The following is a 20,741-nucleotide window of genomic DNA, read 5'->3' on the forward strand; positions in this document are numbered from 1 at the left end:
CCGACTTCTAACGCCATGCAATGCTGCGGGAGACTAGAAGTCCGACTTCTAACGCCATGCAATGCTGCGGGAGACTAGAAGTCCGACTTCTAACGCCATGCAACCTTGTAGCTATCTCAATCCACATTATATCCGGAGATTTCCAGCCGAGGCTTCTGCCCGCGCGTATCTTCCTCTTTCCACCGGATGCGTACCTCTTTCTGCTCGCCGGGCAAGAGGGCAAAATAATTGTCGGCATAGAAGATAGGGAGGAACTGCCCGCCATCCTGTTCGCCCACCACGTTCAAACGCACCATCAGGGCGGGCACGGACGACGGATTCTCGATGGTGGCAATGCCTTGCCAGGTGCCGTCGGCCGCCTTTTCGTATTGGAAATGCGAATCCAACGAGACGCGCGCCAGCTTTTTCAAATCCTGGTAATTGTTTTCCTCCAGGCTCCGATGATAGAAGTTTTCCGAAAGAATGCGGTCGCCCTCCTTCAATTTCAAATGGATGAAATGAACCTTCGTCAAGTCGTCTGGAAATTCCAGGCGGATGCATTTCTCGGTCGTATCCTCGCGGCTATCAACCTTCGCCTCTTGCGTCCACACCACCGAAGCATCCAGATTCAACACGCGTGCTTCTACGGTCAGCACAGGGTGATGCCCGGCACGATAATTGACCACCTCCACCTCGTCTGTCGCCGGATTCCACTGGACATGCAACGGTTCACAGGCTTTCTTGATGGCAAAATAGGCGGCAGTCGGCTCGAAATAATAATCGTAGGTTTGCCATACCATCGAGGGCCAACAGGGATGACTCATCCACATGAGCAACCCCATGCGATGTGCGCTGCGCGATTCGAAAAGGCTCCGATGCCCGTCGTAGTTGACCCACTGCGCCAGTTCGGCAAACTCCTTCGCGCTTTGAGGCTCGCCATAACCTTGGGCAATTATGTCGTTAAACGAAGCCGCCCCCTGCGCGCCTTCCAACGTGTAATCATGCAGACCCCATTCATCCGACGGCGGCCAGATGCCCTCCGGCGAATAAGTACGCAAGAAACTCTCGTAGGTCATGACATTCGGCATTCCCCGCTCGCTATGGAACTTATCGTTGCCGCTTTTCAGCGTAAAGTATTCTTTAGCCGGAAGCATTCGGTAAGGACCATGTCCGCTCACCACATCGTCTGCCGAGCTGGAGATATAATGGATACCCGGATGCGTATCCCGCACGATTCGCCGCAACGCATCATCGATTTCCTTGGGCGGATAACCTTCGTTTCGTCCACAATACAACCCAATGGAGGCATGATGCCGGATGCGCTTCACGTAATCTTGCGCATTCGCTATAAACATCTCCGGGTCGTAGGGGTCAGGACCATCCGAGGGATTGGCGAGCCAGAAATCTTGCCATACCAGGATGCCATACTTATCACACGCCTCGTATAACTCTTCGTCCCCAATCATGCCCACCCAATTACGGAGCATCGTAAAGTTCATATCCGCATGATACGCCACGGCCGCCTCATACTCCCTTCTCCGGTAATTCAGATTCGACTCGCTAAAGCCCCAATTACCACCCATGCCAATGAAACGTCGCCCGTTGATATACAGATTCAAGATGTGATTATCCTCCTTGAAATCCACTTGCCGGATACCTACCCGGAAGTTTTTCGTATCCGACACCTCTTCATTTAAGGAAAACGTAAAGCGGGCATTGTAGAGATAGGGCGTACCATACCCGTTGGGCCACCAAAGGCGCGGATGCGGGAATTGGAGCGGTTCGAAGCGGACGGTCCGCTCTTCGTGAGCCGCCAAAGCAACCGGTTGTTCGAAAGAGACCTCGCCGATTTGTCCCTTCAAGATACCTTCCACGCGAGACGAACCCTGGTTCTTGACGACGACTTCGGGTATCAAGCAGGCGGAAGTCGTATCAGGCAACGGCAGTTTCGTGGCCACGTAAGGATCCTGCAACGTAACGGGACCTGTAGAGGACAAAAAGACATCATTCCAAATACCGATATTGCGCCCGCGAATGGTAGGAATCCAATCCCATCCGATGCTGGCATGAAACGTCGGATTGTCCGCTCCTAAAATACCGCCGTTGAAGTCCGTGCTCTGCTTGTTCTTCTCCTTCACCGCACCGATATGTTCATTCCGGATGATTTCCACTGCCAATACATTCTTCCCCTCTTTCAACAACGAAGTCACGTCGAATTGTCCCCGGATGAAAGCTCCCTCCATGCGCCCCACCTTCTCTCCATTCAAGAAAATGTTCGCTTTCCAATTGATGCCATCCAAATGCAACAAAACACACTCGCGCTTGAATCCCTTCGGCACTTCAAATTCATTCCGATACCAAAAGTTGGCGTTAAAGAATGACTCCGATATGATTCGCTGGTTATCCGCATAGTTAGGGTCAGGCAAAGCACCTATGTTCTTATAACTGCTCAACACCGTGCCCGGCACGGTAGCCACAATCCACCCCTCCGGTTCATAAGCCGAGGTCGAAAGGATTTTGCCGCTTTCCTTCACCTCCGAAGCCCGTTGCAAACGCCAATTACCGCCCGCAAGGTTTATCTTCCCTTCAGCAGCTGGTGCTTGATCTGCAGGACGAGGCACCAATCCTCCCCTTCCCTTAATCTCTATTTCGCTCAAAATATAGCGTTCTTGGTTTGCGGGTTCTTCCATCCACACGCGTACATAGCGCGCCTTTCCTTTGACTTGAATCATGTCAGTCGGATTTTCACCTCCCGGCAAAGAGGCAATCTCTTGCCAGGTCGAGGCATCGTCGGAGATTTGAATTTTCCCTTTCACGGCCTTGTTCAGCCAATGCAAGACAATTTGGTCGAATTCCGCGCAGGTACCTAAATCAACCTCAATCCATTCCTTTCCGGTGGTAGCACTCATCCATGCACTGGCAAAAAACTGGGAAGGTTTCAAATCCACAGCACCTTGTTCGTCCATGCATTCGGCTTCATGGAATATCCAGGCATAAGCGCCTTTCATCTTCAAGCGAAGTCGATACAAGGCATACGATGTCGTATCTGAAAAAGAGAAGGTCTCGTTCAATCTCCGGACGGGCATCGAAAGTTCATCCGTCTGTTTGTTCGGATCGTTCACGCGTATATTCCGCCGGGAAGCTTCGCCCGGCAATCCTTTCCCCCGATGACTATCCAAGGTCGTCCACGATTGTCCATCAAACGAACCCTCCCAAGTCATCTCGTATCCGCCCTTCGCCTTCCCGGCGTCATAAGCCAACGTACCTGTCAAACGTACTTGCCGAATCTTTTTGCGATAATGCTTCAAGGCAAATTGAAAATAGGTATCCTCGCCATAAACGGTATTACGCGAGTAAGGTCCGCCATCTATCATCCACTCCTTTTCGCGCTTCGGCACTTCCCCTTCCGGTGTTGAAAGGATGAAATAGGGAGGCAACTCGCGGGCTATAAGGCCGTCCGTTGTTAATTGAGAGGTCAAATTATAATCATAAGCCGAAGATTGCCGGGTAGCACGCATGTATGCCAAGTTACGATACGTATCATCTTGTACCAATTTAGGCGAGAAATCCTCTTTCGGATTACCCGGATAAACGCCAATGCCCCGGGTATAATCCGCCGCGTCCGGTCCATTTCCCGTTCCTACACATCCGCACAACGCCGTACATGTCGCTATGCCACACCACCAACCCCAAATTGTCTTTTTCATGTTTCTATAATAATATGGTATATGAGTAAGCCTGTCTACATTCATTCTAACACTGGGCGAAGATACATATTTTTCCTGTTTTAGCCAATACACGTTTTTATTTCCTGAAAACATAGGCATAACCCGCGCGGATTATCGTTATATTTGCCGGCGATTATAACTATATTCCAAACGGAAACCAACGAGATTCCAAAGAGAATCATTTTCAAGATACCACATCCCATCTATTTGTTTTCTCATTCGGAAAACTATTTTCTTGACAAAAGAACAAAAGTTTTCCATTTTATTATCTCAAATCGTTATCTATAAATAGATTGACAAATATTAACTCGCCGAAAATTTTCCAAAATAAAAACCGACTTGAAATAGAATGTATCTTTGCAGCAGTTTTCAACACACTATAAATACAACGGAAAAATGATTCAAACTGTAGTTAAACGAGACGGACGTATCGTCGGTTTTAATGAAGAAAAAATAGCTACCGCTATCCGTAAAGCCATGTTGCACACCCAACAGGGCGAAGATATTCATTTGATTCGCCAGATTACGGATCGGATTTCTTTCAAAGGAAACCCGCAAATGACGGTAGAAGACATCCAGGATGCAGTCGAATGGGAGCTAATGAATAGCAGCCGCAAAGACGTAGCCCAGAAATACATCGCCTACCGTAACCAGCGGAGCATCGCCCGCAAAGCGAAAACACGTAATGTGTTTCTGGACATCATTAACATTAAATCGAACGACGTAACGCGCGAAAATGCCAACATGAATGCCGACACGCCGGCAGGCATGATGATGAAATTCGCAAGTGAAACTACTAAACCCTTTGTAGACGATTACCTGTTGAGCGAAGAGGTCCGCGTGGCGGTTGAAAACAACTACCTGCATATTCATGATAAAGATTATTACCCGACAAAAAGCCTCACGTGCGTACAACATCCGTTAGACCGCATTTTGCATGATGGATTCTCGGCCGGACATGGCGAATCGCGGCCAGCGAAGCGTATCGAAACGGCCAGCATCTTGGGGTGCATTTCATTGGAAACAGCCCAAAACGAGATGCACGGAGGACAGGCGATTCCGGCGTTCGATTTCTACCTTGCACCCTACGTGCGGGATAGCTTTATCGAAGAGTTGAAAACGTTGGAACAATTAAACGGGGTGGATTATAGCCATCTGTATCAGGTGCCATTAGACGATTACTTAGAGAAGCCGCTCGATGGGCTGACAGGCGAGGCTCGTATCTTGCAACATGCCATGAACCGAACCGTAGCCCGCGTGCATCAATCCATGGAGGCCTTTATCCATAATATGAATACCATCCATTCACGAGGAGGCAATCAAGTGGTGTTCAGCTCTATTAATTACGGAACCGACACATCGGCCGAAGGGCGTTGCATCATCCGCGAGCTTTTGAAATCGACCTACCGGGGCGTAGGAAATGGTGAGACAGCTATCTTCCCCATTCAGATATGGAAGAAAAAACGGGGTGTAAGCTATCTGCCAGAAGACCGGAATTATGACCTTTATAAGTTGGCTTGCCAAGTGACGGCACGGCGCTTCTTCCCGAATTTCCTCAACCTCGACGCGACGTTCAACCAAAGCGAAGCATGGCAGGCAGACGACCCCAAACGTTATCTGCACGAAGTAGCTACCATGGGATGTCGGACACGCGTCTTCGAGAACCGGTTCGGACCGAAGACCTCCATCGGACGTGGGAACCTTTCCTTCTCGACCATCAATATCGTACGCTTGGCCATCGAGTGTATGCACGTGAAGAATCAAGAAGAGCGCATTGCTTTGTTCTTCTCAAAGTTGGATGCCATGCTGGAATTAACCGCTCGCCAGCTTCACGAACGGTTGGAGTTTCAGAAGACGGCCTATGCCAAGCAATTTCCGTTGCTCATGAAATCCCTCTGGCTGGGATGCGAACAATTGAAACCGACGGACACGATTACCTCAGTCATCAATCAGGGTACGCTCGGCATCGGCTTTATCGGGTTGGCGGAATGTCTGGTGGCACTCGTAGGGAAACATCATGGCGAAGATGCCTCAGCCCAAGAATTGGGACTGAAAATTGTCTCCTACATGCGCGACCGGGCAAACCAATTCTCCGAACAATATCAACATAATTACAGCGTGTTGGCAACACCCGCCGAAGGCTTGTCGGGTAAATTCACCCGCCGAGACTGCCAACGGTTCGGCTCGCTTCCCGGCATTACAGATCGCGACTATTACACCAATTCGAACCACGTGCCAGTATATTATAAATGTAGTGCACGACATAAAGCGGAGATCGAAGCCCCGTATCACGACTTGACGCGCGGTGGTCATATCTTTTATGTCGAGATAGATGGCGACGCAACACATAATCCGGAAGTCATCATGCAAGTGGTCGACATGATGGATAAATACAATATGGGCTATGGCTCGGTAAATCATAACCGGAACCGATGCCTCGATTGCGGATACGAAAACGCCGCCCCGAATCTGGAAGTCTGCCCCAAGTGCGGAAGCCATCACTTGGATAAGCTCCAGCGCATCACGGGTTATCTCGTCGGAACAACCGACCGGTGGAACCAAGCCAAACTCGCCGAACTGCACGACCGCGTGACGCACGATTAAAATGCTTTCGATTTTAGATATTATAGAAGATACAACCGTAGATGGACCAGGATTCCGCACGGCGATTTATGCGGCCGGTTGCCCCAATGCCTGCCCGGGTTGCCATAATCCGGAATCGTGGGACATCCAACGAGGCACATGGATGCGCACGGAGGAAATCCTGGCGCGCGTGTTGGCAGACGAGTTCGCGAATGTCACCTTTAGTGGAGGCGACCCAATGTTTCAAGCCGAAGGATTTGCCGAATTAGCGGAAGCAATCAAAAGGCATAGCCGGAAGACGATTTGGTGCTATACCGGTTTCCTGTTCGAGGATTTGCGGAAACAATCCGCCCCCACCCGGTTGTTGCACCAGGTGGATGTATTGGTCGATGGTCCTTTTATCCAAGCGCTTCGCGATGAGGACTTGCTCTTTCGCGGGAGTTCGAACCAACGGCTTATCGACGTTCCCCGTTCGCTGGAGTGTGGCGAGACGGTGCTGTTCGTCCCGTGGACTTAACCCAAACGTTTGCCCAACTCTTCGTCCGTCAAGAGCGTATAGATGGTTTTCCCGTCTGGCGTCAAATGCATCTCCGGACAAAGGAAAAGGGAGGCCAGCAGATGATCCATTTCTTCGGCAGACAAAGCTTTGCCATCCGGAATCGCCTGGGCCGAAGCCAACGAGAATGCAATCATATTAACCATCTCATCCTGCGCTTTGCTATCCGTTTCGATAGCTTTTTGGATAATATCTTTAAGTAATTCAACGCAATCAATACCCTCCATACCGACTGGTACACCGTTAATCGAATAACTACCGCCGCCTAAATTACTAATATCAAACCCAGAATAGCCTAAATCATCAAGCAACGCAGGCAGAGCGGCCTCTTCGGCAGGCGTCAATTCCACACGTGCAGGGAAAAGCATCTGCTGGGAAGCGGCCTTGTGTTGGCGAATCGATTGCTGGTATTGGTCGAATAAGATACGAAGATGCGCCCGATGTTGGTCTATCACCGCCAACCCCGACTTCAATGTAGTCAGTAAATAGCGGTTCTTATATTGGAAACAAGGCATCGCCGCTGGTGTAGAAGCCTGAAAAAGAGACTTCCCTTCCGGCATCAGGATAGGCTTCTCGAATACCTTTTCGTCGGGTATTGCTGCCGAACGTTCTGCTTCAAAACTTTGATAGAGTTCTGCCCAATCGAATGCGGGGCGTGCGGCCCGTTCGGACGAGTCGCTATGGAATGGATTATACTCTTTATGTACTTGTACTTGGGGAGCTTCGCTACTACCCATTTGCCGTTCGGGATTATAGACAGGGATATCGATCATGTCTTCCAGGTTAAAATCAATGGTAGGAATCGCACTCGACTTGGCCAACGTTTCCCGAATAGCGGCTAAAAGAATCTGCCGGATAGGTTGTTCGTTTTCAAATTTGATTTCGGTCTTCGTCGGATGGATATTCACATCTATTGTAGCCGGGTCTACTTGAAAATAGATGAAATAGCTCGGCATCTCGCCTGCCGGAATGAGCTGTTCATAGGCTTGCATCACCGCTTTATGGAAATAGGGATGCTTCATGAATCGTCCGTTGACGAAGAAATACTGCAGTGCGCCCCGCTTTTTGGCTGCATCCGGACGACCTACAAATCCGGTAATCGAGACCAGCGAACTGGTGGCCTCCAACGAAAGCAACTTCTGGTTCTGGTTCTTCCCATAAATACTGATAATGCGCTGCCGAAGTCCAGACTCTGGCAGATTCAATATCTCCGTATCGTTGTGGTAGAGCGAAAGAGCCACGGAAGGATTGACCAGGGCAACGCGCTCGAACTCGTTCAGAATGTTACGGAATTCCGTCTCGTTCGACTTCAGGAACTTTCTCCGTGCCGGAACGTTGAAGAACAGGTTCTTGACCGAAAACATACTTCCTTCCGCACAGGTATCCGCTTCGATGTATTGCAGTTCCGAACCATCTATCTCCAGCTTCGTTCCCCATTCAGCTCCCTGTTCGCGCGTACGAAGCTCTACCTGTGCCACAGCGGCAATCGAAGCCAACGCTTCCCCGCGGAATCCCATCGTATGCAAAGCGAAAAGATCTTCGGCTTGGGCAATTTTCGACGTCGCATGGCGTTCAAAAGCCATCCGAGCATCAGCTTCAGACATGCCTTTACCATTATCAGCCACCTGTACTAAGGTTTTTCCCGCCTCTTTAATCCGGACTTGTATCTGTGTCGCGCCGGCATCGATGGCATTTTCCACCAACTCCTTCACGACCGAAGCCGGTCGCTGAATCACCTCGCCTGCCGCAATCTGGTTGGCAATGCTATCCGGAAGTAGATGTATGATATCGCTCATCCCCAGAACATAAACCAAAACAATACTACCAAAATAACCAACACCAACAGCAGCCGCATGTTCTTGTACTTCCGTGAGCGTGCCGTATCGCCCTTATCTACACTTTTCTTCAGGTGTTTCGTCCCGTCGATGAAGCTTCCTCGGATTTCCTCCTTATATTCCTCCAACGTCATTTCCTTTTCCTCCCCCATTTCCCGGCGGATACGGCGGAAACGTGCCTCCCGCTCCTCGGCGTGCGGATCCCAGTAAATCGGTTTGTGCTCGAACTGCCGCGGTTTGCGCATCTTATAAAATGATGAAATACCCATACGTTATTCCTTTTTTAAATGAACAGCCAAAAGTACAAATATTTCTTGGATAGAAGGGCATTTGGACCGAAAATTGTATGTAATCCATCCCATGCATATTCCTTCTGTCTATCGAAGGTGACGTTTAACATAGAAAAAGCCCCTTCCCACCGGAATGGAAAGAGGCTCTTAAGAGTTTTACGCTCCGGTCTTCCCAGAAGGGAGCGCGTTTTGAATAGAATTTTCTACTAATATTAATACTAACGTATTTCTTAGCTGCGGCGACTCTCGCGAGGGGCACGACCAGCTTATTAACTATTTATTAACAACTTAAATTTATAATGTTATGAACTTATTTCTATTCATTTATTTAACTACAACCTTGAAGCTTTCGCCGTCAACTGAAACTACTGCGATACCAGCTGGAACTGCGATCGTTTCGTTGTCGCTGTTAACTGTTTCGTTAGCAACTACCTTACCAAGGATCGTTGCGATTACTACGTTCTTGCCTTCTGCGCCCTTGATTACTACGGCACCGTCAACTGCTGTTACACTGATTGCACCGTTTGCTTCGATAGACTCGTTAGCTGTCGGGTTGCCTTCCGTGTAGTTTTCAGTCATGTTGAATACATCACCCTTGTCATAACCTTCGTCTACAACCAACGTACCGTTTACCCAACGTAAGTAACCTTCGTTAGTCGGTTTAGCCCAATCTTCGTCTGCAGCACGCAAGTTGCCATCCAACCACTCCTTGTACTGCGTTTGAATCTTGAACGAACCAGTAGCATTGTCTTCGTAGCGGAATGCGAACTTAGCAATGTTGAAGTCGCTTTCACCCAAGAACAAGCTGTCTTTTACTTGCGTCATAGCAGCATCTTTGTAGATAACCAATGTATCGCCGAAGTGTTTACCAGGTACGAACGCCAACTTAGCTTTCATATCACCAGCTTCTACTTCGTGGATGTACGGATTGTCATGCTGCGTAGTCGTTTCGTAAACGTTAGCTGTATCCATCAAGTTCACCAAGAAGCGGCCTTCTACGTAGTTCTTGCGGATTGCGTCGTGGCAGTGGTCTACGCCGTTTTCTTCACGCCAAGCTTCCGTGTTGTGCTCTTCCTGCATCGGGCAATACCATTCGCTTACGTTGTTCGGCTGAACCACCAAGAGATACTGCCAACGTGTATTCGTGCCACGGTTTACATAAGCTGTATCGACGAAGATAGCGTCTGCCAACTCGAATTGATTTTCGTTATCAATGTTCAAGAAGCTGATACCCGACTTCTGATCCTTCTTTTCATACAGCAACTGCGAATGGTTCTCGTCGCGATAGATGCGAACCGTATCGAATGCAGCCTCGTTAGCCTTCACAACCGGACGATATTCAGGCATGGCTACCGGAGTGATCGTCATCACGTCGTTGTAAACCGATGTGTAGTTACCTACTTGGTCCAAAGTACCTCTTGTAGCAGCGTTACCGGCGAAGACTTTGTTGCCCATCGTTGTGATGTTGTAGTTAGCTTCCAACTCATTGTCGTAGTTACCATACAACTTAACTTGTTCAGCCAAGAATGCTTCAGCTTCTTCAACATTAACAAGATCACTACGATCTACAGTATTCAATGCTACAATATGATAACCATCCGGCTGGATCTTCAATGCGAAGCGATCTACACCGTATGCCCATTCGCCTTCTTCATTGTAGATTGTTGAATGGGTCTTGTTATCCTTATCTGCTACATAATATTCGCGACCATGTGCATCGTCATACTTAACGAACTCGTTGTTGTCATTGTTCTGGATAGCATACGGGAAGATAGCCAATACGCTTTCGCTCGGTACGGCGCCCTTCGAAGCATCCCAAGTATACAATGTGCTCTTAACGAATACCGTATCCGGAACCATTACCGACTCGTCCTTTTCGTTCTTCACGATTTCACCGTCTGCATCGCGTTGCGGTTTCATAGCCACGTGCAAGTTCCATTCGCCAGCGTTTTCGATGTCACCATCCAAACCGATCTGGTGAGTCGTGCTGTGGTTCTTTTCTACCCAGTATGCATCGTTTACTTCATTTACTGCCTTGAAGGCTGCGATGTTGTAAACCGTATCTTGCAACGCTTTGATATCGTTTACATACTTGAAGCCGTCGAACATGCCCGTAGTTACGAATGTCAACTTAATCGTATCTTCTGGCAATACGTTAGAACTCCAAATATCCGTCGAGCTGGAAGCACCCTTTACAGCAGAGATCGCATAAACGCCATCTGCATCTGTGTTATACAAAGCCACTTCTTCCACCTTCACATCCGGATTTTCACGGTTGATGAATGTAGCGGTGTTGTTGTTGTCATTGTATTCAACAGCCCATTGAGCTTCTGGATATTCACCCTTCGTTGTGCCGATGTATTCAGCCTTCAAGTTGTATCCATTCTTGTCAGCCTGCATTGCTAACAACTTGCCCATCTTGTACTTCTGGTTGTCGTCAGCTTCACCGTAGCTATCCAACTTGTACTCTTTGTTGACAAACTGGATGTTCACGAACTTACCAGTCAACAATTTGGTGATGTCTGCACGGTTGCCACCGCCGAAGGTGATATCAGCCAAGAGTTTTACTTCCTCTGCATCATCCTGATCTGCTACCGTCAAGTAATACTTTTCATCGCTGTTATAAGTAGCCAAGCTGTATTCTTCGCCATCGATTGTGACACCGATACGTTCAATAGCTGTCTTTGCAGAAGGATTCAAATCTTTATCCGTGTCATCACCTGCCAAATAATAGATGGTGAATGTACTGATATAACGAGGTTCGTCCTTTGCTTGATCTTTTGCCCAAGTCTCTTCGCTAATTGTCTTGAACTTATAGCCTAAACCACTTGGCATAACGCCCTTGTTCGACCAAGAATCTTCTGTATCCAATACGATGTATTCGTCTCCTACTTTGAAGCGATAAGTAGTAGCATCTTTATCTGTTGCAGGAACAGGTTCTGCTTCGATTGAAGAATCGAAAGCATCTGCACCTTCCAACTTCGCATCACCGTCTGCATTGTCTTTGATAGTTAATGCAAAGCTTGAACCTTCCAATTCGTTCAGATAGTCAGCCTGGAAGCCCATTTCACCTGATACATAGAGACCCCAGTAATTTGCGTTTGTTCCGCTTAAATCAGCTCCCGATAATTCCAATACAAAACCATTGTTGTATTCAGTGTTACCTACTGTTTCGAATGCGCCATCAGTTACATTGCTTGTAGTCAGAGGTTCACCCGTCTTCTTGTTGATGAATACATACTCAATCTTGCCTACCGCATTCTTTGACATCTTTACAGACCATAAGAAATTGGCATCTGTAGCTTGAGAGCCATCATACTTTTCAACGGTATTGTCGCTCTTTGCCACATACATATTTCCACTAGAAGCAACTTGGTATGCTAACAAATAGCAGTCATCACCAACCTTTGCAACTAACTTCTGTTCTCCTAAAAGTTTCGCAGCAGAAGCTTGGTCTGCAGTTACCTTTCCATTGCTACCAACTTTTACAATGTTTGAAGGTTTGCCATTACTTGGAGCTTCAGCCTTGCCAAAGAGCAAGTTGGCATCAGATGCCACGATTACTGCGTTTTTGTTTGCAGCACTAACGTTAGAAACCTCGTTGTTTTCCAATGCTTCCAACACCTCCTCAGCTGTAGCATTTGCTACTTCGATTTGACTTGCAGCTCCTTCCGTACTTGTAGAAGAATTTAATACATCCATCAAGTAGTCGCTTAAGTCTTCGTTTCCAGCGATTTCGTCTGCATCTACTTTAGCATAGATGTAACCATTGTCGTCTTTTTGTACAATAGCAACCGCAGAGTTAATGGTTGTCTTAGTCACCATTTTAGAGATAGGAGTCTCTGTACCTGTGATAAGAATACCTACAGGGAACTCATTCTGTTCATTAACAATGGCATTGTTTGTTGTGATAGTACAATTGTTAATGGTAAAAACAGCCTCTTCATCTGTGGTGTTGATGCTTATACCATTAGCTAACTTACCATCTTTTGCAGAACCTTCGAGAGTCACATTGTCGATAGTAACATCATCAATAGCTTGTCCCTCTTCTGAAGTATCCGCACCTACAAGAATACCTGTCTTTTGAGAACGATTGCTTCCTGCAGATTCATAGTCAATCGTTAAATTCTTAATCGTTACACCACTTGCCTTAATGTGTAAACGACCTTTCAACGTATGACCTTGTCCATCAAGAGTAGCGTTTTCTTGGTCAATAACCCAAACGCCATTTTCTGCTTTTACGGTGTAGTCTCCTGTCAACTCTGTTGTTTCTCCAGCTTCAAATGTATAATCTTCCGATGTTTCAGCCGTAACAGCTGTAACTGCAGGAAGAGCTGCATTTACTGGAGCCACATACGCCAGCGACACACCACCAGCCAGCAAAGCGCCGGCACAAAGCGTAAGTACTTTTTTGTTCATAAGATTTAAAATTTTAATTATACAAAAATGTTTGATTAATAAACTCTTGATTAAATCTTACGAAGATTAGTACAACGCACCCGGCTTTGATTACGGACATAAAGAAAGCGCGGGCTTACGTTGTCTATTATTTCAGTTGAGGCATCGGCAAACGCCCACAAGGTAACAATAGAACAACAGCCCGCGCCTATACGATTATATTTTTCAGTTTCCCCGTACTGATACATATACTTATGATATGCACAAATTATAGGAAACCTCACAATTAACTCGTACTTAGCGCAAGCATTTACTGTCCATCATCCCACCTTGTAAAAAATTTTGCCGATTTTCAACTGAGGAATAATCTTCGTAAAATGCTTGTCAATATTTCAATGATTCCCTAAGTCGGAAACGCTCTCCGATGCGGAATCGATGCAAAGGTAAGGAGGAAAAATGAAATAGCAAGAGTTTTAGACAAAAACTTTTTGGTTTTTATCCGAAAGTAGGTGATTTGAGGACAAAACCCCAAGGTTTGGAGGATGAAATCCATCTGGAAGCACATAGACTCATATTCCGGATATTCTCTTTTCAAACCGAAGAAAAACTTCCCAATCCGGCATGAAAACTTCCTTTCCTAACGACAATTTCTTCACGCATCGACGATATTTCTTTATCTTTAAGCTAAAGATATACAAATATCGGCGATACTTATACAAACATCGTCGATATTTACAGAAATCACAATAGGGAAAAGAAGTTTTTACGGCGTCGGAGTAAGTTTTCTTTAGGGCAATTTGAGTTCTTCCCCGGCGAAAGGACAAAAGAAATGTTTTTTATTCTTACCTTTGCATCCGTACAATACAAATTAGGAAAGTTATGGAACATCCATTGCAGATTTATAATACATTAAGCAGAAAGAAAGAAACGTTTGTGCCGTTGCACGAACCGTTTGTGGGCATGTATGTATGCGGACCGACGGTATATGGCGACGCGCATCTGGGTCATGCACGGCCAGCCATTACATTCGATATTCTTTTCCGGTATTTGAAACATATCGGCTATAAAGTCCGCTACGTGCGGAACATTACCGACGTAGGCCATCTGGAACACGACGCCGATAGCGGTGAAGACAAAATAGCAAAGAAAGCACGCCTCGAACAACTCGAACCGATGGAGGTAGCGCAATATTATATAAATAGGTATCACCACGCGATGGAAGCGCTCAACGTGCTTCCGCCCAGTATCGAACCACTTGCTTCGGGGCATATCATCGAGCAAATCGAACTGGTTAAGCAAATCCTCGCCCAGGGTTATGCATACGAAAGTCAAGGTTCGGTCTACTTCGACGTAGAGAAATACAACAAGGAACACCGGTATGGCATTCTTTCGGGACGTAATATCGAGGAAATGCTCAATACGACCCGCGCGCTCGACGGGCAAGAAGAAAAGCGAAACCCGATAGATTTCGCCCTATGGAAATGCGCCCAACCGGAACATATCATGCGCTGGCCCTCGCCTTGGAGCGACGGTTTCCCTGGATGGCATTGCGAATGCACAGCCATGGGACGGAAGTATCTGGGCGAGCAGTTCGATATCCACGGAGGCGGTATGGATTTGATTTTCCCACATCACGAATGCGAAATCGCCCAAGCCGTCGCTTCCGAAGGACATGAGATGGTACATTATTGGATGCATAATAACATGATTACCATCAACGGGCAGAAGATGGGCAAGTCGTTGGGGAACTTCATTACGTTGGAAGAGTTCTTTGCAGGCTCGAATCCGCTTTTGACGCAAGCCTATTCGCCCATGACGATTCGTTTCTTTATCCTCCAAGCCCATTACCGGAGCACGGTCGACTTTAGCAACGATGCGCTCCAAGCCGCAGAAAAGGGCCTCGCCCGCCTTTTGGACGCATACGCCAGCCTGGCAAAGCTGAAAGCATCGGAAAGCTCTTCGGTAGATATAAAGGGATTGCGGGCCAAATGCTTCGAGGCGATGAACGATGACCTGAACACGCCTATCGTCATCTCGCACCTCTTCGACGCTACCCGCCTCATCAATTCCATCAAAGACGGGAAGGATACGATTTCGGAAGCCGACCTGAACGAGCTCCGCGAGGTGTTCCATCTATTCATCTTCGACCTCCTCGGCCTGAAAGACGAAGCCCGGAGCGGCGAAGAAAACGGAAGCATCGAAGCCTTCAGCAAGGCGATGGACCTGCTCCTCGCGATCCGCCAACAGGCAAAGGCCAATAAAGACTGGGCTACCTCCGACAAAATCCGCAACGAACTGACCGCCCTCGGCTTCACCATCAAGGATACGAAAGAAGGGACGGAATGGAAACTATAATATATTATATATAGGTATAATGGACATATTTGAATTCTTGAAAGGCGACCGCTTTGCCGTGAACGCGGGCGTCGAACTCTTGGAAGTAGGCAACGGCTATGCGAAAGCACGCATGGAAATCAAGCCGGAGCACCTGAACGGAGGCGGCGTCTGCCAAGGGGGCGCTATCTTCACACTGGCCGATTTGGCGTTCGCGGCCGCTTCGAACAGCCACGCTCGCTTGACGCTCTCCATCAACTCGACCATCAACTTTTTTCGCGCCGAAAGCAGCGGGTATCTGTACGCCGAAGCCCGCGAAGTGCTCGACAAGAAGCGACTCTCGAACTGCGAAGTGCGCATCACAAACGAAGCCGGCCGGCTCGTCGCTACCTTCAACGGGACAGGCTATCGGAAAGAGACCGAACTCCCCTTCGAACCGATTGTTTGACCCTTCAAAAAAGGGGCGGATGACGACTCTTAAGAGTTGGGCGTTACGACTCTTAAGAGTTGCCGCTCCTAACTCTTAAGAGTTTCCCGACCCAACTCTTAAGAGTTTCCGAGACCCACTCTTAAGAGTTATCGAGACCCCTTTCCAAGAGGCACGGAGAGAAACTCTTAGGAGTTTGTTTCTCAATCTCTTAACAACTTCTCTATCACTTTCGGATAATACGCATATTCCAGCCGATGCACCTTGGCGGCAACCTCTTCCGGCGTATCCGAGGGCAAAACCGGGCACGAAGCTTGGAAAATGACCGTTCCCTCGTCGTAATGCTCATTAATATAATGTATCGTAATACCCGATTCCGCCTCGCCGGCCGCCACGACCGCCTCATGCACGCGCATTCCATACATGCCCTTCCCGCCAAACTTCGGCAAAAGAGCCGGATGGATATTCACGATCCGATCCGGAAAAGCCCGGAGCAACGCATCCGGTACCATACACAAAAAACCCGCCAAGACGATAAAATCAATTTCATACCGGCGCAAAAGCGTCACGACCGACTCGCCCGACGCCCAATCCGCCTTCAAAACCACCTCCGAAGGGATACCCAACCGGACCGCACGCTCCAAAACACCTGCTTTCGGATTGTTCGACACGATAAGAGCCACCTTAATCCTATCATTCTGAGAAAAGTATTGAGCGATATTTTCCGCATTCGTCCCCGCTCCGGACGCCAAAATAGCAATCTTCTTCATGATTCATTTCAAAATTTGTGCACAAGAAAAGAAAAAATGTGCAGTTTACCGCATTTTTCCCCATGAAAATTGTGTCGTTCCATAAAAAATTCGTTTCTTTGCACCCGAAATAAGAAGTATAAACGTAATTATTAATCTAAAAATCAAAAGTTATGTCTGAAGTTGCTGAAAAGGTAAAGAATATCATCGTTGATAAACTGAGCGTAGAAGAATCAGAAGTTACGAATGAAGCAAGCTTTACAAACGATTTAGGAGCAGACTCACTGGATACAGTAGAGTTGATCATGGAATTTGAGAAAGAATTCGGTATTTCAATTCCGGATGATCAGGCAGAAAAGATTACTACAGTTGGTGACGCTATCGCTTATATCGAAGCTAACGCGAAGTAATCCAATTATTATTCTTAACGTATGGAATTAAAAAGAGTAGTAGTAACAGGTCTTGGTGTTATTTCTCCTCTTGGTAATACCCTCGCTGAAACATGGGAGGGTCTTATCAATGGGAGAAGTGGCGCAGGTCCTATTACTCAATTTGATGCATCCAAATTTAAGACGCAAATCGCATGCGAAGTGAAAAACTTCGATCCGTCGCTGTATGTAGACCGGAAAGAAGCACGCAAATGCGATCGTTATAGCTTGTTGGCTATTGCCGCTGCTAAGCAGGCCGTAGCCGATGCAGCCATGGACTTGGACAAAGAAGACAAGAACCGTATCGGTGTCATCTTTGCGGCGGGTATTGGCGGTATCAAGACATTCGAAGAGGAAGTAATGGGTTATGCAAAAACCAAAGATACTATCGGTCCGAAGTTTAACCCCTTCTTCATTCCGAAAATGATTGCGGATATCGCAGCAGGTCATATCTCTATGATTTATGGTTTCCACGGTCCGAACTTCGCGACCGTTTCCGCATGCGCATCCTCTACGAATGCCATTGCAGATGCCTTCAATTATATTCGATTGGGCAAAGCAAATGCCATTGTCACAGGTGGAGCGGAAGCGGCCATCTCGGTAGCAGGCGTAGGTGGTTTCAACTCGATGAACGCATTGTCTACGCGCAACGATTCACCGGAGACAGCCTCTCGTCCGTTTAGCGCAAGCCGCGACGGTTTTGTCATGGGCGAAGGAGGTGCTTGTTTGGTTTTGGAAGAGATGGAACATGCGTTAGCACGTGGTGCCAAGATTTATGCAGAAGTAGCAGGTGCGGGCATGTCGGCCGATGCATATCATTTGACAGCTACTCATCCGGAAGGATTGGGCGCTCGTTTGGTGATGTGGAATGCCTTGGAAGATGCCGGAATGAAACCGGAAGACATTGATTATATCAACGTTCACGGGACTTCGACTCCAGTAGGCGATATTCCAGAAGCAAAAGCTATCAAAGAGGTATTTGGCGAACATGCATATAAGTTAAACATCAGTTCTACGAAATCCATGACGGGGCATTTGCTGGGTGCTGCCGGCGCATTGGAAACAATCGTTTGCGTGAAGGCGGTAGACGAGGACATCGTGCCTCCGACTATCAACCATGCAGAAGGCGATGAAGATCCGGAAATCGACTACAAGCTGAACTTCACGTTCAACAAGGCGCAGAAACGTGTCGTGAACGCGGCTTTGTCGAATACATTCGGTTTTGGCGGTCACAATGCGAGCGTGATTGTTAAAAAATTCGTGAAATAACGTGTGGCTTTCACATCTATATCAGAAGATAAGGCTCCTTAAAAACAGAGGTAAGGAGCCTTATTTGTCTATATACAAAATTGTCGGTTTCTATCCGGATAATATCAGATTATACCAGCAAGCTTTTTTACACAAGTCTTCTTCGATTGAAGACGAACAAGGGAAATGGTTGAACAACGAGCGATTGGAGTTCCTCGGCGATGCCATCTTGAGTGCCGTCGTGGCCGATATCGTGTACGAACATTTCCAGTACCGCCGGGAAGGGTTCTTGACCAACACGCGCTCGAAGATTGTATCGCGCGAGTCGATGAATCGCATGGCCAAGGAGTTGGGGCTGGACCACATGCTGCAGTATTCCTTCCAACATCCTTTAAAAGAGACGCACAACAGCAACATGTTGGGCAATGCGTTGGAGGCGTTGATTGGTGCCATCTATCTGGATAAGGGCTTCGACGCTTGTTACCGCTTTGTGGAGCAAGTGCTCATCAAAAAGTACATCGATTTGGACCAGATTTCGCAAATGGAGGTCAATTTCAAGTCGAACCTTATCGAATGGAGCCAGAAGAACAAGTTCGATATCGCGTTCAACGTGATTGAGTCGTATATGGACGGCGACGGGAACCCGGTATTCCAGACGGCCGTCATCTTGGTCGATACCAATGATACCATCGGTATCGGGACAGGCTATACCAAGAAAGAATCCCAACAACACGCAGCACAAATGGCGATGAAGAAAATCCGAACCGACCGTTCTTTCCAACAATATATTTCGAACGTGAAGAAAAAGCGGCGAGCGGACAAAGATTCGCAAAACAAGGGCGAGACGTTTATTCCGGAGGAGGTGTGAGCGTCTCGCTCCCTTTTTATCGGGGTACGCTCATCTCGCCAGCCAGAGCACATTGCATGTATTCTTTCACCTCGCTGGGCGTCAGTCCGAGTCCAAACAGGAACATTAATTTGGTGATAGCAGCCTCGGTGGTGCTGTCGTATCCGCTGATGACACCGTTCTCCTGCAAGTGGAGTCCCGTCTCATAGCGTTGCATCTCAACGCTGCCGGTCTGGCATTGCGTGATGTTCACCACCACAATTTCCTTCTTCACGGCTTCGCGGATAAGCTTCACGAACCACTCGCCCGAGGGCGCGTTGCCACTCCCATACGTTTCCAGCACGACGCCCTTCAATCCCTCCATACCGAGCACCGTCTCCACGTAGCGGGGCGAGATGCCGGGGAATAGTTTGAGGAGCGCCACGTTCGTATCGAGTTGGAAATGGGGTTTCAAGGGTTTCCGAAGGATAGGCCGGTAGAGGTGCGGCCGATTGTAATGAATCGTCACCCCAGCGTGCGCCAGTGCAGGATAATTATAAGAATGGAAGGCGTTGAAATTGTCGGCGCCGGTTTTGCTCGTCCGGTTCCCGCGCATCAGGTCGTTCTCGAAGAAGATACAAACCTCCTCGATAAGGGGAAATTCGCCCTCGCGAGCCGCGGCGATTTCGAGGGCCGTCAGGAGATTCTCTTTCCCGTCCGTTCGGAGCATCCCCAGCGGCAGTTGCGAGCCGGTCAGGATGACGGGCTTACTCAAATTCTCCAACATAAAGCTGAGCGCCGAGGCAGTGTAGGCCATCGTGTCCGTCCCGTGCAAAACGACAAAGCCGTCGTACGCCGCGTAATGGTCGGCAATGAGGCGGGCGAGGCAGGCCCACGACTCCGGACCCATGTCGGCCGAGTCGAGCGGTTGGTCGAATTGCACCGTCTCGATGGCGCACCCGACCTCCCGCACCTCCGGTATTTGCTGCAAAAGGCAGGGGAAATGAAAGGGTTCGAGCCGCCCCGTCTCTTGGTTCTGCACCATGCCGATGGTGCCGCCCGTATAAATCAGCAGGATGGATACCTGCCCTGTTTTCTCGTTCATGTACGTTTGTGTTTTTACGTCTGCAAAGATACTGACGTTTTGCTATATTTCCAGCCTAAATAGTCAGAAAATATCGGCTTTTGAATAACAAATAGCCATTGTTCTTCGTTCTTTTTCCTTGATGAAAAAGAACCAAAAAATCAAGACTTACACTCCAGCGGCTACAAATTCGCGGCGCGGAGCGGAAATCTCGGAAAACTCGCTTCGCTCAAACAACCGAGATTTCTTTTCGCTCCGCTTGGAATTTGCTTTACG

Annotated in this window: 13 protein-coding genes; 7 read left to right on the forward strand and 6 right to left on the reverse strand. The window is 48.0% G+C overall.

Annotation, left to right across the window (positions count from 1 at the left end; translation table 11 throughout):
- Positions 1 to 116: 116 nt before the first annotated feature.
- The gene (locus B5F77_RS09445) at positions 117 to 3,686 is read right to left on the reverse strand and encodes a discoidin domain-containing protein (RefSeq protein WP_087330141.1); all 3,570 of its coding nucleotides are present in this window, start codon (positions 3,684 to 3,686) and stop codon (positions 117 to 119) included.
- A 417-nt stretch (positions 3,687 to 4,103) separates the two neighbouring features.
- Here B5F77_RS09445 and B5F77_RS09450 point away from each other — a divergent pair, with 417 nt between their 5' ends.
- Positions 4,104 to 6,311 carry an anaerobic ribonucleoside triphosphate reductase gene (locus B5F77_RS09450; protein WP_087330143.1) on the forward strand — a complete coding sequence of 736 codons (2,208 nt, stop codon included), beginning with the start codon at positions 4,104 to 4,106 and terminating at the stop codon, positions 6,309 to 6,311.
- A gap of 1 nt (position 6,312) precedes the next feature.
- Positions 6,313 to 6,807, forward strand: a complete 495-nt coding sequence (gene nrdG / locus B5F77_RS09455) for an anaerobic ribonucleoside-triphosphate reductase activating protein (RefSeq protein ID WP_087330145.1) — start codon at positions 6,313 to 6,315, stop codon at positions 6,805 to 6,807.
- Here the strand turns inward: nrdG and mutL are convergent.
- From mutL to B5F77_RS09470, 3 genes are all read right to left on the reverse strand, one after another.
- A complete protein-coding gene (mutL, locus tag B5F77_RS09460; protein WP_087330147.1) occupies positions 6,804 to 8,642 on the reverse strand; it encodes a DNA mismatch repair endonuclease MutL in 1,839 nt (612 codons plus the stop codon). The genes nrdG and mutL overlap by 4 nt on opposite strands.
- Positions 8,639 to 8,950, reverse strand: coding sequence for a hypothetical protein (locus tag B5F77_RS09465; protein WP_087330149.1), 312 nt, complete (start codon positions 8,948 to 8,950; stop codon positions 8,639 to 8,641). Before B5F77_RS09465 ends, mutL begins: the two co-directional genes overlap by 4 nt.
- Before the next feature lie 345 nt (positions 8,951 to 9,295).
- The gene (locus tag B5F77_RS09470) at positions 9,296 to 13,390 is read right to left on the reverse strand and encodes a DUF6383 domain-containing protein (RefSeq protein ID WP_087330151.1); all 4,095 of its coding nucleotides are present in this window, start codon (positions 13,388 to 13,390) and stop codon (positions 9,296 to 9,298) included.
- Positions 13,391 to 14,248: 858 nt separating this feature from the next.
- On the opposite strand from B5F77_RS09470, the gene cysS reads away from it, so the two are divergent.
- The gene (gene cysS / locus B5F77_RS09475; protein ID WP_087330153.1) at positions 14,249 to 15,724 is read left to right on the forward strand and encodes a cysteine--tRNA ligase; all 1,476 of its coding nucleotides are present in this window, start codon (positions 14,249 to 14,251) and stop codon (positions 15,722 to 15,724) included.
- Positions 15,725 to 15,743: 19 nt separating this feature from the next.
- Entirely contained in the window at positions 15,744 to 16,151 is a 408-nt protein-coding gene (locus B5F77_RS09480) for a PaaI family thioesterase (protein WP_087330155.1), read from the forward strand.
- Positions 16,152 to 16,333: 182 nt separating this feature from the next.
- On the opposite strand, the gene purN is transcribed toward B5F77_RS09480, so the two are convergent.
- Positions 16,334 to 16,903 (reverse strand): phosphoribosylglycinamide formyltransferase, encoded by a 570-nt coding sequence (gene purN, locus B5F77_RS09485; RefSeq protein WP_087330157.1) that lies wholly within the window; start codon positions 16,901 to 16,903, stop codon positions 16,334 to 16,336.
- A 149-nt stretch (positions 16,904 to 17,052) separates the two neighbouring features.
- Here purN and B5F77_RS09490 point away from each other — a divergent pair, with 149 nt between their 5' ends.
- From B5F77_RS09490 to rnc, 3 genes are all read left to right on the forward strand, one after another.
- Positions 17,053 to 17,289, forward strand: a complete 237-nt coding sequence (locus tag B5F77_RS09490) for an acyl carrier protein (protein WP_087330159.1) — start codon at positions 17,053 to 17,055, stop codon at positions 17,287 to 17,289.
- A gap of 21 nt (positions 17,290 to 17,310) precedes the next feature.
- Positions 17,311 to 18,576: a beta-ketoacyl-ACP synthase II gene (gene fabF, locus B5F77_RS09495; RefSeq protein ID WP_087330161.1), complete on the forward strand. Its 1,266-nt coding sequence runs from the start codon at positions 17,311 to 17,313 to the stop codon at positions 18,574 to 18,576.
- Positions 18,577 to 18,640: 64 nt separating this feature from the next.
- The gene (gene rnc, locus B5F77_RS09500; protein WP_087330163.1) at positions 18,641 to 19,423 is read left to right on the forward strand and encodes a ribonuclease III; all 783 of its coding nucleotides are present in this window, start codon (positions 18,641 to 18,643) and stop codon (positions 19,421 to 19,423) included.
- A gap of 16 nt (positions 19,424 to 19,439) precedes the next feature.
- On the opposite strand, the gene B5F77_RS09505 is transcribed toward rnc, so the two are convergent.
- On the reverse strand, positions 19,440 to 20,486 hold the full coding sequence (locus tag B5F77_RS09505) for an asparaginase (protein ID WP_087330165.1): 1,047 nt from the start codon (positions 20,484 to 20,486) through the stop codon (positions 19,440 to 19,442).
- Positions 20,487 to 20,741 lie beyond the last annotated feature (255 nt).

This window comes from Parabacteroides sp. An277, from assembly GCF_002159645.1.
Lineage (GTDB): Bacteria > Bacteroidota > Bacteroidia > Bacteroidales > Tannerellaceae > Parabacteroides.

Bases quoted from the DNA above. Each gene is read 5' to 3' on its own strand.
- B5F77_RS09445 (WP_087330141.1), bottom strand. From the start codon at position 3,686: ATGAAAAAGACAATTTGGGGTTGGTGGTGTGGCATAGCGACATGTACG.
- B5F77_RS09450 (WP_087330143.1), top strand. From the start codon at position 4,104: ATGATTCAAACTGTAGTTAAACGAGACGGACGTATCGTCGGTTTTAAT.
- nrdG (WP_087330145.1), top strand. From the start codon at position 6,313: ATGCTTTCGATTTTAGATATTATAGAAGATACAACCGTAGATGGACCA.
- mutL (WP_087330147.1), bottom strand. From the start codon at position 8,642: ATGAGCGATATCATACATCTACTTCCGGATAGCATTGCCAACCAGATT.
- B5F77_RS09465 (WP_087330149.1), bottom strand. From the start codon at position 8,950: ATGGGTATTTCATCATTTTATAAGATGCGCAAACCGCGGCAGTTCGAG.
- B5F77_RS09470 (WP_087330151.1), bottom strand. From the start codon at position 13,390: ATGAACAAAAAAGTACTTACGCTTTGTGCCGGCGCTTTGCTGGCTGGT.
- cysS (WP_087330153.1), top strand. From the start codon at position 14,249: ATGGAACATCCATTGCAGATTTATAATACATTAAGCAGAAAGAAAGAA.
- B5F77_RS09480 (WP_087330155.1), top strand. From the start codon at position 15,744: ATGGACATATTTGAATTCTTGAAAGGCGACCGCTTTGCCGTGAACGCG.
- B5F77_RS09490 (WP_087330159.1), top strand. From the start codon at position 17,053: ATGTCTGAAGTTGCTGAAAAGGTAAAGAATATCATCGTTGATAAACTG.
- fabF (WP_087330161.1), top strand. From the start codon at position 17,311: ATGGAATTAAAAAGAGTAGTAGTAACAGGTCTTGGTGTTATTTCTCCT.
- B5F77_RS09505 (WP_087330165.1), bottom strand. From the start codon at position 20,486: ATGAACGAGAAAACAGGGCAGGTATCCATCCTGCTGATTTATACGGGC.